The 15,472-nt window shown below is 60.9% G+C and carries 9 protein-coding genes, 2 pseudogenes and 1 riboswitch; of the genes and pseudogenes, 5 read left to right on the forward strand and 6 right to left on the reverse strand.

The window, feature by feature from the left end:
- Positions 1 to 526: pseudogene (locus tag ACRC4F_RS00560) on the forward strand (calcium-binding protein); the annotation flags it as partial.
- Between the two features lie 109 nt (positions 527 to 635).
- On the opposite strand, the gene ACRC4F_RS00565 reads toward ACRC4F_RS00560, so the two are convergent.
- From ACRC4F_RS00565 to ACRC4F_RS00585, 5 genes are all read right to left on the reverse strand, one after another.
- On the reverse strand, positions 636 to 3,374 hold the full coding sequence (locus tag ACRC4F_RS00565; protein WP_438657627.1) for a LuxR C-terminal-related transcriptional regulator: 2,739 nt from the start codon (positions 3,372 to 3,374) through the stop codon (positions 636 to 638).
- Between the two features lie 392 nt (positions 3,375 to 3,766).
- Entirely contained in the window at positions 3,767 to 5,131 is a 1,365-nt protein-coding gene (locus tag ACRC4F_RS00570) for a DUF1329 domain-containing protein (RefSeq protein ID WP_438657628.1), read from the reverse strand.
- Between the two features lie 28 nt (positions 5,132 to 5,159).
- Complete coding sequence (locus tag ACRC4F_RS00575) at positions 5,160 to 7,046, reverse strand: DUF1302 domain-containing protein (protein ID WP_438657629.1); 1,887 nt, start codon at positions 7,044 to 7,046, stop codon at positions 5,160 to 5,162.
- 337 nt (positions 7,047 to 7,383) lie between these two features.
- Positions 7,384 to 9,066, reverse strand: a complete 1,683-nt coding sequence (locus tag ACRC4F_RS00580) for a fatty acid--CoA ligase (protein ID WP_438657630.1) — start codon at positions 9,064 to 9,066, stop codon at positions 7,384 to 7,386.
- Between the two features lie 151 nt (positions 9,067 to 9,217).
- Entirely contained in the window at positions 9,218 to 9,847 is a 630-nt protein-coding gene (locus ACRC4F_RS00585; protein ID WP_438657631.1) for a LysE family translocator, read from the reverse strand.
- Positions 9,848 to 10,088: 241 nt separating this feature from the next.
- On the opposite strand from ACRC4F_RS00585, the gene ACRC4F_RS00590 reads away from it, so the two are divergent.
- From ACRC4F_RS00590 to ACRC4F_RS00600, 3 genes are all read left to right on the forward strand, one after another.
- Positions 10,089 to 11,054: a 2-hydroxyacid dehydrogenase gene (locus ACRC4F_RS00590; RefSeq protein ID WP_438657632.1), complete on the forward strand. Its 966-nt coding sequence runs from the start codon at positions 10,089 to 10,091 to the stop codon at positions 11,052 to 11,054.
- A 33-nt stretch (positions 11,055 to 11,087) separates the two neighbouring features.
- Entirely contained in the window at positions 11,088 to 12,086 is a 999-nt protein-coding gene (locus ACRC4F_RS00595) for a class I SAM-dependent methyltransferase (RefSeq protein WP_131059460.1), read from the forward strand.
- 39 nt (positions 12,087 to 12,125) lie between these two features.
- A riboswitch (yybP-ykoY riboswitch) is annotated at positions 12,126 to 12,250 on the forward strand.
- An 89-nt stretch (positions 12,251 to 12,339) separates the two neighbouring features.
- Entirely contained in the window at positions 12,340 to 12,924 is a 585-nt protein-coding gene (locus ACRC4F_RS00600; RefSeq protein WP_438657633.1) for a TMEM165/GDT1 family protein, read from the forward strand.
- 136 nt (positions 12,925 to 13,060) lie between these two features.
- On the opposite strand, the gene ACRC4F_RS00605 is transcribed toward ACRC4F_RS00600, so the two are convergent.
- Positions 13,061 to 13,879 (reverse strand): M48 family metallopeptidase, encoded by an 819-nt coding sequence (locus ACRC4F_RS00605; protein ID WP_438657634.1) that lies wholly within the window; start codon positions 13,877 to 13,879, stop codon positions 13,061 to 13,063.
- A 1,358-nt stretch (positions 13,880 to 15,237) separates the two neighbouring features.
- Between ACRC4F_RS00605 and ACRC4F_RS00610 the strand changes: the two are divergent.
- Positions 15,238 to 15,435, forward strand: a pseudogene (locus ACRC4F_RS00610) (HAMP domain-containing protein); the annotation flags it as partial.
- Positions 15,436 to 15,472: the final 37 nt, after the last annotated feature.

Consider the following 15,472-nt stretch of genomic DNA (forward strand, 5'->3'; position numbering starts at 1 on the left):
CAACGAAGGCAATGACACCCTTTACGTCATCTACGATGCCAACGGATCGAACAACGTCGTCGACTTGAGCCAGAGCAATCTGGGCAACGTCGAAAACGCCTCCCTGTTCGGTAACGGCGCGTTCAACCTGATCGGCAACGGCCTGAACAACGTGCTGACCGGCAACGCCGACGCCAACGTCCTCAACGGCGGCGCCGGTGCCGATACCCTGATCGGTGGCGCGGGCGCCGACACCTTCGTGTTCAGCGCTGTCAATCAGATGGGCACCGGCGCCAACCGCGACGTCATCAGCGACTTCAGCAGTTTGCAGGGCGATAAGATCGACCTGACCCAGTTCGATGCCGATCTGCTGCTGAGTGGTTTCAACGGTTTCACCTTCATCGGTGCCAATGATTTCACGGGCGCAGGACAAGTGCGTTTCGTCGATCACATGCTTTCGGGCAATGTCAGCGGCAACGCGGGTGCGGACTTCGAAATCCAGTTGGTGGGCGTCAATACCTTCAGCGCCAACGATCTCGTGGCCTGACGTTTTCATCGCAACAGCAAAACACCGGCCTGCAAGTCAGGCCTGGTGGACAAAAAAACGCCCCGACTTGCTCGGGGCGTTTTGCATCAGGCCTGCGCACAGATCTCGTCTACGCCAGCAGGCCCAACTCTTTCGCCCGTGCCACCGCCTGCGTACGCCGCTCGACCCCAAGCTTGCTATTGATGTGGCTGGCGTGGGTCTTGACCGTGTGCAGCGAAATGAACAGCTGATCGCTGATTTCCTGATTCGAACAGCCTTGGGCGATCAGGCGCAGGACCGCCAACTCGCGGGCGCTGAGCTGTTCCGTCCCCGGTGATGGCTCCGATGCCGGGCGAGCGACCATGGCAGGAAGCTTTTCTGTGAGGTTCTGCGAAACAACCGTCGGAACGCACAGTTGCAGTTGCCCGCGCAGCCAGTCCGGGTGTTCAGCCAGCAACCTGTCGAACGGTTGCAAGACGCCGCCGGTGGCCGCTTCCAATGCCTGGACCAGCGCCTTGCGGGCCTCGGGCTCACGGCCGACCGCCAGCAACAGGGTGATTTTTTGCGTCAGCGCCATCACGCTGAGCATTTGCCGTCCCGATTTCTGCCCATGCTCAAGCAGCGCGTTCAAACGCCCCTCGGCCAGCATCGGTTGCCCCTGAATCACTTCCAGCAAGGCTTGCTGCAATTCGATATGCAGCGGTAGCTGTGGATGGAATTCCGGCGGCGCTGCCGCGTGGTCACCGTTGTAGGTCTGGCCCAGTCGCGCCAGCCAGGCTTCGGCCAGATCGGTACGCCCCTGGGCCAGCCACAGTTCGCACTTGACCAGGGTGATCATCGCCAGATAGTAAATCGGAGGCACGTCCCAGATGTGCATCAAGCGTTCGGCTTCGGCGAGTTCGGCGAAGGCTTTGGCAAACTCGCCGCTGCTGCCCTCAAGCCGGGCGATCACACAATGGCCGATCAAGACGCTGATATCGCGACAGGCCCGGGCTTCACTCAACCCGGCTTGTAAACGCGCCCGCGCGGCTTGTGGTTGCAAGCGCACGGCCAGCAAAAAACCTTCGTACAACGTCAGGCGTGCACGCACGGCATAAAGCCGTTGCGGAGATAACCCTTGCAGGCGTTGCAGGCCCTGCCGGACTTCTTGCAGCGAGCGCATGATCTCCCCACGCGCTTGCAGCACCCGCGCGCGGTCGTAATGGGCCAGCGCTTCGAACAGCGGATTGCCGACCCGCTGCGCCAGTTCCAGCGATTCGCGGTTCAAGCTGCGTGCCCGCCACAAGTCGCCGTCAGCAATCGCCAGGTTGGACAGGGTCGACAGACACATCAGCCGTTGCCCGTAGCGCTTGGCCGGCAGACTCTCCAGTGCTTCGGTGCAGTAGAGTTGCGTGAGCGCGCGATTGCCTCGGCCACGGGCGATGATGCCGCTCAAGGCCAGCCATTGCGCCAGCATGGATTTCTGCGCGGTAGCCGACGGGGCTGGCAGGAAGCGGCTCAAGTGGGCCGCCAGTTCCTCGGCCGCGTCCAGCTGACAGGCCAGCCCCAACGCCCAGCTGTAAAGCACGATCAGCCGCGGAGTGCTGATCAGCAGGCTGTCGGGCAAGTCCATTTTCCAGCGCAGCAGCATGCCGACGTTCTGTTCGGCGAGCAGTTGTTCTTCAGAAAGGTTCTGCACCAGGTTTGCCGCAACGTCCAGGTGTCCAGCGCGCAACGCCTGCTCCACCGCCTCGTCGAGCAATCCTTGCGCATTGAACCAGCGACAGGCGCGCAGATGCAGGCTGGCGGCCGGCACTATCGCCTGAGCGGTGGGCCGGGTGCGCAGCAGGTCTGAAAACAGATGGTGATAGCGATACCAGTGGCCGTGCTCGTCCAGCGGCACCAGGAACACCTGGTGTGCCTGGAGGAAACGCAGAATTTCGGCGCTGTCATGGGCGTCGCGAATGGCATCGCACAGCTCGCTGCAAAAACGCTCCTGAGGCGCGGTGTCGTACAGGAACGACTGCACCTCGGCGGGCAGGCAATCGATGACTTCTTCGAGCAGGTAATCGCGAATCAGCCCTTCCCCGCCATGCAGCGACTGCGGCAACGCGCCGTCGGTGCCTGCCTCGGAGGCCGCCAGCAACCAGAAACGCAGACCGGCGACCCAGCCTTCACTGCGCTGGATCAGGCTTTCCAGTGCCTCGCCACGCAAAGAGCTGCTATGCCGATCGAGCAAGGTGAGGGCTTCATCGTGGGTCAGCCGCAGGTCCTGCTCGTGCAGCTCGAGCAGTTGCCGAGACAGGCGCAAACGCGCCAGGTGCCAGTCCGGACGCTGTCGACTGGTCACCATGACCAGCAAGCCATCAGGCAGATGGTTGAGGAAGAATTGCAGGCAACGATCGAGCACCGGGCCCTGCGCCAGATGATAGTCATCCAGCACCAGCAGCAAAGGCGTCAACGGTGAAAGGTGGATGGCCAGCTCATCAAGCAAACCGTCCAGCCATTCTTCGAAGGCGAATGGCTGATGGCGCTGGCGCATTTTCAGCAGGCCCAGCGCCTGGCTGCCGAGCTTCGGAAAGTAGTCCTGAAGACCTTCGAGCAAGCGTTCGAGGAAACGCCCCGGGTCACTGTCCCGGGGGCTCAACCCCAGCCACAGACTGTGCCAATGGGCCGGCAGGCCCTGGCAGAACTCCACCGCCAACGAGCTCTTGCCGAACCCGGCGGGTGCGCTGACCAGCAACAGCCTGCCACCGAGGCCGGCACTCAGGCGCTCGCACAGACGAGGCCGCAGCACATGGCCGTCGGGCAACGGGGGCCGAAAAAAGCGCCCGTCCAGTGCCGCGACGGCAACGCTTGCAGGGCCCGGGAGTGGGGACAGATCAGTCATGGCCGGCTCTTGTTTGAAGTGCGGGTGGCGGCGTTGCAGATGTCCGCAGACTATCGGTAAACGAAGAGGGAATGAAGGTTATTGCTACAAATGGCTACAAAAAGAATACAAGCAAAGGTGTCGGTCAAACCCGACAACCACACAGGTCTCGTAGCAGCTGTCGAGCCTGCGAGGCTGCGTTCGGCTGCGAAGCAGTCGTAAAACCATGCAACGCGGTCTGCCAGACAAACCGCGTGCACCAAATTTGCGAGGACTTCGGTCGGGCGCGACCCCGGCTCGAACGCAGCCTCGCAGGCTCGACAGCTGCTACAGCGACTTGCGTGAGCAGCAAAAAAAAACGCCCCGAACCAGTCGGGGCGTTTTTCGAGGATGCGGCCTCTGTTCAGTGCAGGTTAGCGAACCCCGTCCTGACGCAGTGCAGCGGGTGTGAAATCGCTGGTGGTCGCGGTGAAGCCGAAGTCATACGCCGACTTCTCTTCGTTCTTCATGCCCAGTGCCAGGTAACGGCCCGATTGCAGGTCGTACAAGGTTTCCAGGGTGTACCACGGCACTTGAACGTTGTAGTAGTTCTGGGAGTGAGCTTCCGCCACACGCCACAGCTGATTACGACCGTCGTAGTGGTCGATCACCGCCGCTTGCCAGGTGTCTTCGTCGATGTAGAAGTCACGTTTGGCGTAGATGTGACGCTGACCTTCCTTCAGGGTGGCAACCACATGCCAGACGCGGCGCAGCTCGTAGCGAGCCAGGTCCTGGTTGATGTGACCGGCCTTGATGATGTCGGCATATTTCAGCTTCGGATCGTCGAGCTTGTAGCTGTCGGAGGCAATGTACATCTCTTTCTTGCCTTCGAGTTTCCAGTCGTAGCGATCCGGTGCACCGTTGTACATGTCCAGGTTGTCGGAAGTCCGCAGGCCGTCAGCCGCAGTACCCGGTCCGTCATAGGACACTTGTGGCGCACGACGCACACGACGCTGGCCGGCGTTGTAGACCCACGCCGAACGCGGCTCTTTAACCTGGTCGAGGGTTTCGTGCACCAGCAGCACACCACCGGCCAGACGTGCCGGCGCGGTCACTTTCTGCTTGAAGTAGAACAGGATGTTGCCCGGGTTCGCCGGATCGTAATCCTTCATCTTGTCGCGGAATACGAACTGGTCCTGGAAGTACACCAGGCTGAACGAGCCGTTCGGCTGCGGCGTGGCCTGGGTTACCAGACGAGTCACGCTGCCACCGCGATAGCGGGTGATGTGGTTCCAGATGACTTCGACGCCGGTCTTTGGAATCGGGAACGGTACGGCGGTTTCGAAGTTTTCCAGGCCGTTGCCGCCAGACACCAGGTTGGTGCTGGTAGCGTTTTTCTTGATGGAGGCAAACACCTCATCCGGCACGGTCGCGCCGCGATGGGACGGGTATACCGGCATCTTGAAGGTTTCCGGGTAGCGCTTGAACATCGCGTACTGGCCCGGAGCGAGTTTGTCCTTGTACTGGTCGACGTTCTGCGCAGTGATGGTGAACAGCGGTTTCTCACTGGCGAACGGGTCAGACAGGAAGCCTTTGCCGTCGACGTTGTCGGCGTTTTTCGCCATCGGCTTCCAGGCCGGGATCGAACCGTCGGCGTTGCCCGCCATCTCGGCGCCCATCGGCGTCAGGCTCTTGCCCAGTTTGTCCGCTTCGGCGGCAGGCACGGCTGCCATGACGCTGGTCGCCAGCAGCGAAAGCCCCAGAACACCGGCGTGGAACAGACTCTTTGTTATTTTCATATGTGTGTTCGTCCTGAAAAAACAGTGCTTAGAAGTTCACGCCGAAGCTGAGCGCAACGAAGTCGCGGTCATCGACGGTGGTGTACTTGCCATCAAAGAAGTTGGTGTAGGCCAGGCTCGCGGTGTAGGTGTTCTGGTACTCGGCATCGACGCCCAGGCTGACCGCTTTGCGACCTTCCTCGAAGTTGCCGCCAGGGCCAGGCGAGTAACCATCGACGTCATGGGACCAAGCCACGTTCGGCTTGAGGTTCACACCGGCGAATACGTCGTTGTATTCCCAGATGGCGCGGCCACGGTAGCCCCACGAAGTCGACGTGGTGAAGCCGTCGCTGTTGCAGTTGCGGCTACGGTTGTTGGTCGGAGTACCCGGGCCGGCGCCGTTGATGGTGCTGGTGTTGAGCGCCACGCACGTGTTGACAGCGCCAGTGGCTGGCAATGCGCCCGGGCCGTAGACCGGATCGCGGCCATAACGGACATCGGAGGTGCTTTCCAGGCCGCCGACGTGAGTCACGCCCACTTCGCCCACGAGGGTCAGACGGCTCGCGCCCATCACCTGATCGAAGAAGTGCGTCAGGGTGGTCTGGAACTGGGTGATTTCTTTACGACGGTAGCCGTGCAGGTCTTGACCCGGGCCGGCAGAGAGCAGCGAAGCGTTACCCAGAGCGCCGCCCAAAGGACGTACACCGGCGAACAGAATGTCGGTGGAGTTGAGTTGCACCGGCGCGTTCGGACGGTAGCTCAATTCACCGCTCCACGCCGTACCGGTAGGCAGGGTGGTGGAGAAGCTGAGGCCGTAGAGGCGAATGTCTTCCGGGTACTCGATGAAGTACTTGGAGTTGCCTGCCACCAGCAGTGGAGCGAGTGCGGCAAACGGGCCTGGCAGTGCCGCTGCGGAGTTGTAGACCGACTGCGGAGCACCGGTGGCGCTGAAGATCGGCGCGCGGCTGTGGTAGTTCATGAAGTAGGCACCGAACTCGGTGTCCAGCGGCTCGAACATGTACTTCAAGGACGCGCCCCACTGGCCGCTGTCACGAGCATCGCGGTCCGGCCCGCGACGGACCAGGACGCCTTCCTCGTTGACATCCACACCGGCACCGGCCAATGGCCCCAGTGCAACGGCTGGAATCTGCGAACGTTTGTTCAGCACGCGCAGGTTGGTGTCGCAACCGTCGGCAACGATGTCCGGCTGCGAGAAGAACGTGCCGCAGTTATCGACAACGGTCTGGTCCCATTCCAGCTGATAGAACGCCTCAGCCGAGAGGTTTTCGGTCAGGCTCTGGGACACATAGAACATGTTGACCGGGATCAGGCCTTCCTTGATCTCGGCACCCGGACGACGGAACGCGGACACGTCGATCGGGTTGATCGAGTTGATGCCGCCGCCGATGAAGGTACTTTCACCCCAGCTCACGACCTGCTTGCCCAGACGCACGGAGCCCGGCTGATCGGCAATGGAGTAGTTGTGGTAGACGAAGGCGTCGAGGATCTGACCGCCGGCGGACTTGGCGCCTTCCTTGCGGTTGCTGTCGCTGATGTCCTTGAACGGACGGCTTTCGTCCTTCAGTTCAAAGTCGTACCAGTATTTGCCACGGACAAAAACGCCGGTGTCGCCATATTTCAATTCAAGGTCATGGATGCCCTTGAAGATCTTCGAGAAGGTTTTCCCGCTCTCGAAGTTCAAGTGACCGTCATCGGAGGTCTGGGACAGGCCGCGGCCACCGTTGTTGACGCCGATGAGATTCTTGTTGGCGCTCTCGGTAGACCAGCTCGCACCGATCGACAGGGACGAATCGAACTGACCTTCGATTTCACCAACGTTGAAACTGACGCCGAATGCAGGCCCGGCGAGCGAAGAGGCGAGACTGACCGCCAGGGGCAATTTCGCCCGGCGCCAGAACTTGTTTACTGATGTCATCGACGCTACTCCATGTGCATTATTGTTATGGCAGTGAGTACTTCTAAAAACGTTGTGGGTGACGGGGAGCCAAGGCGTCCCGAAGTCACTCCAAAATTGCATCGCCCCGTTTTGTGCGTGCGCTCCGTTCTTAAAAATCCTTGAGCGGACTATAGCCAGCAGGTAGTAGAGCTTGATCCCTCTAAAGTGTGATTTGCAGCTGCCGGCCACTCTGGAACAGTCCTTTCGCCAGTCCGACACATGTCGGCACGGCAAGGATGGCTGAAAATTCGGATTTCACAAGCCAAGCGCTTGCTTGGTGGGGCTGGTGTGCCCTTTCGGGCACGCCAGAAGGCGCTTAAAGCGTCGAGAGGAAGGTGCTGTTGTTGGCCTGCCATTCAGTGATGTCGAGGCGGATCCGCTTCTTGTCGAGCTTGCCGACACTGGTCTTGGGAATTTCAGTAACAAGGGCGATCTGGCTCGGGATCGCCCACTTGCTCAGGTGCCCCAATTCCACGAATGGCTTGAGGTGTTCCTTGAGCTCTTTAGCCCCGATCTCATGCCCTTCGCGGATCACCAGCAGCGCAAACGGGCGCTCGCCCCACTGCGGATCGGCGATGCCCACCACTGCTACTTCGCGTACCGCCACGTGGCGGCTGATCAAATCTTCGAGGTCCAGGGACGAGATCCACTCCCCGCCGGTCTTGATCACATCTTTGATGCGATCGCGAATATCGATCACGCCCATGCTGTCCAGCGTCGCCACGTCGCCGGTATGCAGCCAGCCCCCGGCCCAGAGCTCGGCGCCCTTCTGCGGCTCGTTGAAGTAACCCTCGGTGAGCCACGGCGCACGCAGCACCAGTTCGCCCTGAGTCTCGCCATCGGCGGGCAGGAAGTTGCCGTCGGTGTCGACGATCGCCGCCTCCACCAAAGGCCCCGGTACGCCAGCCTTGATGCGATACGTGGTGCGTTCGTCTTCAGTGCCGGCCATCAGCTCATCGTTAAGGTGAGCACAGGACACCAATGGCCCGGTTTCCGACATGCCGTATGCGGCGGTCAACTGGATGCCCTTGGCCTTGGCCGATTCGTACAGCGCACGGTTCAGCGCACTGCCACCGATGACGATTTTCCAGCCGCCGAAATCGGTGCCTTGCGCGGCCTTGGCGTTGAGGACCATTTGCAGAATGGTCGGCACGCAGTGGGAAAAGGTGACCTTCTCCTTGCGCCACAGCTCCACCAGGTATTCCGGGTCGTAACGACCGGGGTAAACCTGCTTGAGCCCGAGCATGGTCGCCACATACGGCAGGCCCCAGGCGTGCACGTGGAACATCGGGGTGATCGGCATGTACACGTCGTTGGTGCCCAGCAGGCGCACGCTGTCGATGGCGCCCATGATGGTCGACACGCCCATGGTGTGTAGCACCAGTTGCCGATGGGTGAAGTACACACCTTTAGGGTTACCGGTGGTGCCCGTGGTGTAGAACGTGGTCGCGACCGAGTTTTCGTCGAAATCCTGGAAGTCGTATTGCGTGCTTGCGGCCGCCAGCAGCTGCTCGTACTCGCCGACCAGATTGGGCAGGTCGGCGGTTTTTTCCGGCAGGTCGGTCAGCAGCAGGGTTTTCTCGACCGTGGTCAGGTGCCCGGCAATCGCGTTGTACAGCCCGACGAACTCGCTGTTGACCAACACGAAGCGGTCCTCGGCGTGGTTCATGGTGTAGAGGATCTGCTCCGGTGACAGGCGCACGTTGATGGTGTGAATCACCGCACCGATCATCGGGATGGCGAACATGCATTCCAGATACCGATGGCTATCCCAGTCCATCACAGCCACGGTATCGCCGGCCTTGACCCCGGCTTCCGTGAGCACGTTGGCCAGCCGCGCGACTCGCTCGATCAGGGTCGGGTAGCTGTAGCGCAACTGGTCGCGGTAAATGATCTCGCGGGTTTTTTCGTAACGAGCGCCGGACATCAGCAGCCGTTTGATCAGCAGCGGATACTGGTAAGCGCCTTCGGCTGGGGGGATAACGCGAGTCTGCAACATAAGAATCCCTTTTCTGACTGCACGGTGTTGGCTTTTAGAGGTAACCACTCTAGAACCCTTATACGCCGGCCAAATCAGCCAAAGGAATGATTTGCAGAGCCGTACAAATGCTAGCTTTGCGCCAGCATTTGCGGGAAATCGTTCTGCGCGATCAATGCATCTCGGTGAAGGCAAGTTTCACGCCGATGGCGATCAGCACCACACCCATGGTGCGGTCGAACCAATGGCCCATGCGCGCGAAACCGGCGCGAACGCGCTGCTGGCTGAACAGCCGCGCCACCAGGCAGAACCACACGGCCGTCGCCGCCGCGAGGTAGAGCCCATAACCAGCCTGTACCGACAACGGCGTGTGCGGGTTGATGACCACGGTGAACAGCGACAGGAAGAACAGCGTGGCTTTGGGGTTCAGGCCGTTGGTCACGAAACCTGAGGTGAAGGCACCGCGAGGCGTGCGCTCGCCGGCCTCTTTATGCAGATCGTCACCGACCACTTTGGCCGGTTGCGCGCGCAGGGCCTTGTAGCCGATGTACAGCAGATAGGCGGCCGCCGCCCATTTCAAGGCGTTGAACAGCACGATCGACTGCGACACGATCAGGCCGATGCCGAGCAGCGAATAACCGACGTGCAGGAAAATCGCCGTACCGACACCCAGCGCTGTCCAGGTCCCGGCACGACGGCCGTGAGTCACGCTCTCACGCACCACCACGGCGAAATCCGGGCCGGGGCTGGCGACGGCGAGCAAGTGAATCAGGGCAACGGTCAAGAACTCTGTCCAGTACATGGGGGCTCCTTTGGGGCAGATCGGTCTGATTGAGATTCATAGGTCAACGCAACCCCTGTAGGAGCGAGCCTGCTCGCGATGCGACCTGACATTCAACAAATCTGGTGAATGTTAATGACTCATCGCGAGCAGGCTCACTCCTACAGGGTTCGGCGTCCGGCCTGGCAATGGGTAACCATTTGTTTCATCTGGTAGGCTCGGCAGATTACGCCTTCAGTTCACTGCACAAAAGGTACAGTTGATGACGAACTCTCGCCGCGCCGTTTTCCTCGACCACCCTTCCCTGGACCTGGGCGATCTCGACCTCAGCCCGTTGCGCGCCTGCTTTGACGACTTGCAGCTGTTCGCACAAACCACGCCGGACCAGGTGATCGAACGCCTCAAGGGCGCCACCGTGGCCATCAGCAACAAGATCCTGATCGACGCCGCCGCCATTGCCGCCAGCCCCGATCTTAAGCTGATTCTGATCACCGCCACCGGCACCAACAACGTCGACCTCGCGGCCGCTCGCGCCCACGGCATCACGGTCTGCAATTGCCAGGGTTACGGCACGCCGTCGGTGGCGCAGCACACGATCATGCTGCTGCTCAACCTCGCTACGCGCCTGGCCGATTATCAGAAAGCCGTCGGTGAAGGCCGCTGGCAGCAAGCGAAACAGTTCTGCCTGCTGGATTACCCGATTGTCGAGCTCGAGGGCAAAACCCTCGGCCTGCTCGGCCATGGCGAACTGGGTGGCGCGGTCGCGCGGCTGGCTGAAGCCTTCGGCATGCGCGTGTTGCTGGGGCAGATTCCGGGGCGCCCTGCCCGGCCGGATCGCTTGCCGCTGGATGAACTGCTGCCGCAAATCGACGCGCTCACCCTGCATTGCCCGCTCAACGAACACACCCGCCACTTCATCGGTGCCCGAGAACTGGCCTCGATGAAACCCGGCGCGTTCGTGGTCAACACCGCGCGCGGGGGCTTGATCGATGAACAGGCATTGGCCGATGCCTTGCGCAACGGTCATCTGGGCGGCGCGGCCACCGACGTGTTGAGTGTCGAGCCACCGACTGCCGGCAATCCTTTGCTGGCCCACGATATTCCACGGCTGATCGTCACGCCGCACAACGCCTGGGGCAGTCGCGAGGCGCGGCAGCGGATCGTTGGTCAGTTGACCGAAAACGCGCAGGGATTCTTCAGCGGTAAAGCGCTGCGGGTCGTCAGTTGATAGACTGCGGCACTTTTTTTCACAGGAGCAGTTATGGATCCGCGCAGTGAAGTACTGCTTCGTCAGGCCGAGTTATTCCAGGGCTCGGTGCTGCTGGCCGGTTTGCCCGCCGACGATTTGCTGGGCCGTCTGCCCGATGCCCACGGCTGGTGCTGGCACGCCGGCGATCAAGCGGCGCTGGACGCGCGTTTTGCCGAGCGCAGCCATTTTGGCGTGAACGCACCCGAGCGCGAGTTCGAGACGGCGGTGGTGTTTTTGCCCAAGTCCAAGGACCTGACCGACTACATCCTCAACGCCCTCGCCTCGCGCCTGGCCGGTCGCGAGTTGTACCTGGTGGGTGAAAAACGCAGCGGCATCGAAGGCGCGGCCAAGCAACTGAACCCGTTCGGCAAGCCGCGCAAGCTCGACAGCGCGCGGCATTGCCAGCTCTGGCTGGTCACCGTGGCGAACGCGCCAGAAGCCAAGTCACTGGAAAGCCTGGCCCAGACTTATGAATTGCCGCTGGCCGAAGGTCCGCTGAAAGTCATCAGCCTGCCGGGCGTGTTCAGCCACGGTCGGCTGGATCGGGGCAGCGCGTTGCTGCTGGAGCATCTGGACAAGTTGCCGAGCGGCCACTTGCTCGACTTCGGGTGCGGCGCAGGCGTGTTGGGCGCAGCGGTGAAACGCCGTTATCCGCACAATCAGGTCACCTTGCTCGACGTCGACGCTTTTGCCGCCGCCAGCAGTCGCCTGACGTTGGCGGCCAACGGCCTGGAAGCGGACGTGATTACCGGTGACGGCATCGATGCGGCACCGATGGGTTTGAGTGCAATCCTGAGCAATCCACCGTTCCACGTCGGCGTCCACACCGACTACTTCGCTACCGAGAACTTGCTGCGAAAAGCGGCAAAACATCTGAAAAACGGCGGCGAACTGCGCTTGGTCGCCAACAGCTTCCTGAAGTATCAGCCGCTGATCGAAGAACACTTGGGCGTGTGTGCGATCAAGGCTGAAGGACAGGGTTTCAGGATTTACCGGGCCAAGCGCGGGTAAAAATTTCTGCTTGCCCAATCGGATTTGCCTAGGCAGAATCCGCTCCGTCCTAGGGGAGTAGTCTCCCACGAGCGCCATGCTCGTCCGGCATACGTCAACATACTTGGTCAACAGACCATGGCGTATGCGACCCAAGCGTCCGCATCAGACGGATCGCAGGGTTTGACAAGACCTATGACACGAACACCTTACCCGGGGCGGGAAGGCTGTACGTGTCATAGCCGTGTCGACCCGCCCCTTAGGAAAACCCCTGATGCTGGATTCTCTGCTCGTTCCCACCGCAATTGTTGCCTTGGCCGAAATCGGCGACAAGACGCAACTGCTCGCACTCATTCTCGCTGCCCGCTTTCGCAAACCCTGGCCGATCATCGCCGGCATCGTCGCCGCGACCCTGGCCAACCACGCGGCAGCCGGTGCGGTAGGTGCCTGGTTCGGCAGTTTCTTCTCGAATGCGACATTGCACTGGATCCTCGCCGCGAGCTTCGCCGCAACTGCGCTGTGGACCCTGGTGCCGGACAAGATGGACGACGATGAAGCCAGCACCGCCCGCAAGTTCGGGCCGTTCCTGACCACGCTGATTGCGTTTTTCCTGGCCGAGATGGGCGACAAAACCCAGGTCGCCACGGTGATGCTCGCCGCGCAATACCCGGAGTTGTGGCTGGTAATCATCGGCACCACAGCGGGCATGCTGATTGCCAACGTGCCGGTGGTGTTGGCGGGTAACTTTGCGGCGGACAAATTGCCGCTCACCCTGATCCGTCGCCTGGCAGCGTCGGCATTCCTTATCCTGGCGATTGTGGCGGTGTACAAGGCGATGCAAAGCAGCGGGTGGGTTTGACGCGGTAGGTCGTGAGACCGCGTAATCGTTCATCGTCGGAACGCCGCCCGGAGCAGGCTCGCTCCCACATTGGAATGCAATCAACTGTGGGAGCGAGCCTGCTCGCGATAGCGTCAGCAGCCTCACTGCATGTCTATCAAGACTTCGGCGCTTTCTCGTACAACGGCATCACCTTCGGTATCGCCGCCTGCAACGAGGCAATCCGACTGGACGAAGCCGGGTGAGTGCTCAAGAACTCCGGTGGCGCACCTTCCGAGGCCTTGCTCATCTTGTTCCACAGCGTGATCGCGGCATTGGGGTTGTAACCCGCACGGGCCGCCAGTTCGAGGCCGATCAGGTCCGCCTCGTTCTCATTGCCACGACTGTTGGGCAAGGTCATGCCGTATTTCGCCACGGTGTCCGCCAGGGCCAGGCTGTCCTGGCCCAGACCGAGCAACGCGCCAGCGCCCTGCTTGGCCATCTCGACACCGTACGCCTTGGACATGGCTTCACGACCATGCTCGCGCAGGGCATGGGCAATTTCATGACCCATGATCGCGGCGATTTCATCGTCGGTGAGTTGCAGTTTGTCGATCAGCCCGGTGTAGAAAATGATCTTGCCGCCAGGCCCGCAGTTGGCATTGAGCTCGTCGCTCTTGATCAGGTTGACTTCCCATTTCCACTGGGCCGAATCCGGACGGAAAACAGGCGCCTGTGCAATCAGCCGGTCAGCGATCGCCTGCACGCGTCTGGCGTCGTTACTGGTCTTGTCCAGCACACCTTTGGTGTTCGCCTCGCCGACAGTCTTTTGATAAGACTGAGCGTACATCTGGTTGACCTCGTCGGTGGACAACATGCTGAACATGTATTGCTTGCGCTCAACGCCCACGGCGCCACCGCTGGTGGTATTGACCGACTGACAACCGGCAAGCAGCAAACCTGCGCTCAGCGCACACACAACCAATGTCTTGTTCATCAAAAACTCCCTGGAAACATGACGCGTATCCTGGGCGGGAATGTATCGACGCCAGTTACGCAGATGAGTAGACGCACATTTCAGCCAAAACTCTCATGGCTGCAGGAAAAAATTCACATACCGACGCCCGCCACGGCCAACAACGCCCCGCAATGATTCATTTGCGACATCCAACACTCCAAAACAGCCATTTCGCCCAACCCCGCTCATGCCCCTCCGGGCGCCTGCCGATACACCACCGCAGTCGTCCTCTTGCGTGCGGAGCACCCATGAAATTCAAGTCGATCCAGTTTTCCGTGGCCGCCCTCGCCGGCGCCATCGTTCTTAGCGTAGTCGCCGCGCTGGTGCTGTACGCACTGTTTTCCGGTGCCCGGACGCAAGACATGGTCCAGGAACGGACCCAGGCGCAATTCGAGCAAGTCATCGAGCAGCGCCTGACCTCCCTGGCGCAAACCCAGGTCAGCCAGATCCAGCGCGAACTCGAAGCGCCGCTGCTGATCGCCGGCGGCCTGGTGCGGGTCAACGCACTGATCGGCACGCCGGGCGCCGATGGCCAGCCGCAGCTGAGCCTGGGCCGTGAGCAGCTGATCAGCCTGATCAAGGAAAACGTGGCCAAGAACCCGAAAATTCTCGGCACTTATATAGGCTGGGAAAAAGACGCGCTCGATCACAACGACGCGGCCTACGTCGACACCAAGGTGGTCGGCATCGACGCCAGCAACGGGCGCTTCCTGCCGTGGTGGTTCCGCAACGAGGATGGCACCCTGGGCCTGGATAAACTGGTGGACGTCGACGACCAGAAAACCCTGTCCACTGGCGTGCGCGCCAGCGAGTACTACCTGTGCTCGAAAGAAACCAAAAAGTCCTGCGTGATCGATCCGGCACCCTACAAGGTCGGCGACAAAATCGTCATGCTCGCCTCCTTCATTGAACCGATTATGCTCAACGGCGCCTTCCAGGGCATCGTCGGCGCTGACCTGTCGGTGAACTTCATCCAGGAAATGTTGCTGGGCGCGAATCAGAAACTGTACAGCGGCGCAGGGGAAATGGCGCTGATCGGCGGTAATGGCCGGATCGTTGCCTACACCAAGGACCCGAGCAAATTCGGCGAGAAGGTCAGCGACATCCTCGACAGCCAACAGATCGCCAACATGGCCAACCTCAAGCGCGGCGAAGTGACTTACACCGTCGACAAGGCCCAAGGGCGGATCGAGTTGTACCTGCCGTTCGGCATCGGCCAGACCGACGCGCGCTGGACCCTGATGCAGCAACTGCCGTTGAACGCAGTAATGGCCGACCTGCAAAAACTGCAGGGCGATCTGGACACTCAGCGCAAGTCCGACACCTTCGGCATGGCCATGGTCGGCTTGCTGATCGCCGGTATCGGTTTGCTGGTGATCTGGCTGGTGGGCCACGGTATCGCACGGCCTCTCAAGCAAATGGTCGCGATGCTCGACGATATCGCCAAAGGCGAAGGCGACCTGACGCGCCGCCTGACCAGCGACCGCGCCGATGAACTGGGCTCGATCGCCAAAGGCTTCAACACGTTCCTGGCCAAGTTGCAGGCAATGATCACCCAGGTCGTGACCTCGG

This window comes from Pseudomonas sp. (genome assembly GCF_051660785.1).
Classification (GTDB): Bacteria; Pseudomonadota; Gammaproteobacteria; order Pseudomonadales; family Pseudomonadaceae; genus Aquipseudomonas.

What these genes read in the sequence shown, in the direction of transcription:
- ACRC4F_RS00565 (WP_438657627.1), bottom strand. Translation starts at nt 3,374, where the DNA reads ATGACTGATCTGTCCCCACTCCCGGGCCCTGCAAGCGTTGCCGTCGCG.
- ACRC4F_RS00570 (WP_438657628.1), bottom strand. Translation starts at nt 5,131, where the DNA reads ATGAAAATAACAAAGAGTCTGTTCCACGCCGGTGTTCTGGGGCTTTCG.
- ACRC4F_RS00575 (WP_438657629.1), bottom strand. Translation starts at nt 7,046, where the DNA reads ATGACATCAGTAAACAAGTTCTGGCGCCGGGCGAAATTGCCCCTGGCG.
- ACRC4F_RS00580 (WP_438657630.1), bottom strand. Translation starts at nt 9,066, where the DNA reads ATGTTGCAGACTCGCGTTATCCCCCCAGCCGAAGGCGCTTACCAGTAT.
- ACRC4F_RS00585 (WP_438657631.1), bottom strand. Translation starts at nt 9,847, where the DNA reads ATGTACTGGACAGAGTTCTTGACCGTTGCCCTGATTCACTTGCTCGCC.
- ACRC4F_RS00590 (WP_438657632.1), top strand. Translation starts at nt 10,089, where the DNA reads ATGACGAACTCTCGCCGCGCCGTTTTCCTCGACCACCCTTCCCTGGAC.
- ACRC4F_RS00595 (WP_131059460.1), top strand. Translation starts at nt 11,088, where the DNA reads ATGGATCCGCGCAGTGAAGTACTGCTTCGTCAGGCCGAGTTATTCCAG.
- ACRC4F_RS00600 (WP_438657633.1), top strand. Translation starts at nt 12,340, where the DNA reads ATGCTGGATTCTCTGCTCGTTCCCACCGCAATTGTTGCCTTGGCCGAA.
- ACRC4F_RS00605 (WP_438657634.1), bottom strand. Translation starts at nt 13,879, where the DNA reads ATGAACAAGACATTGGTTGTGTGTGCGCTGAGCGCAGGTTTGCTGCTT.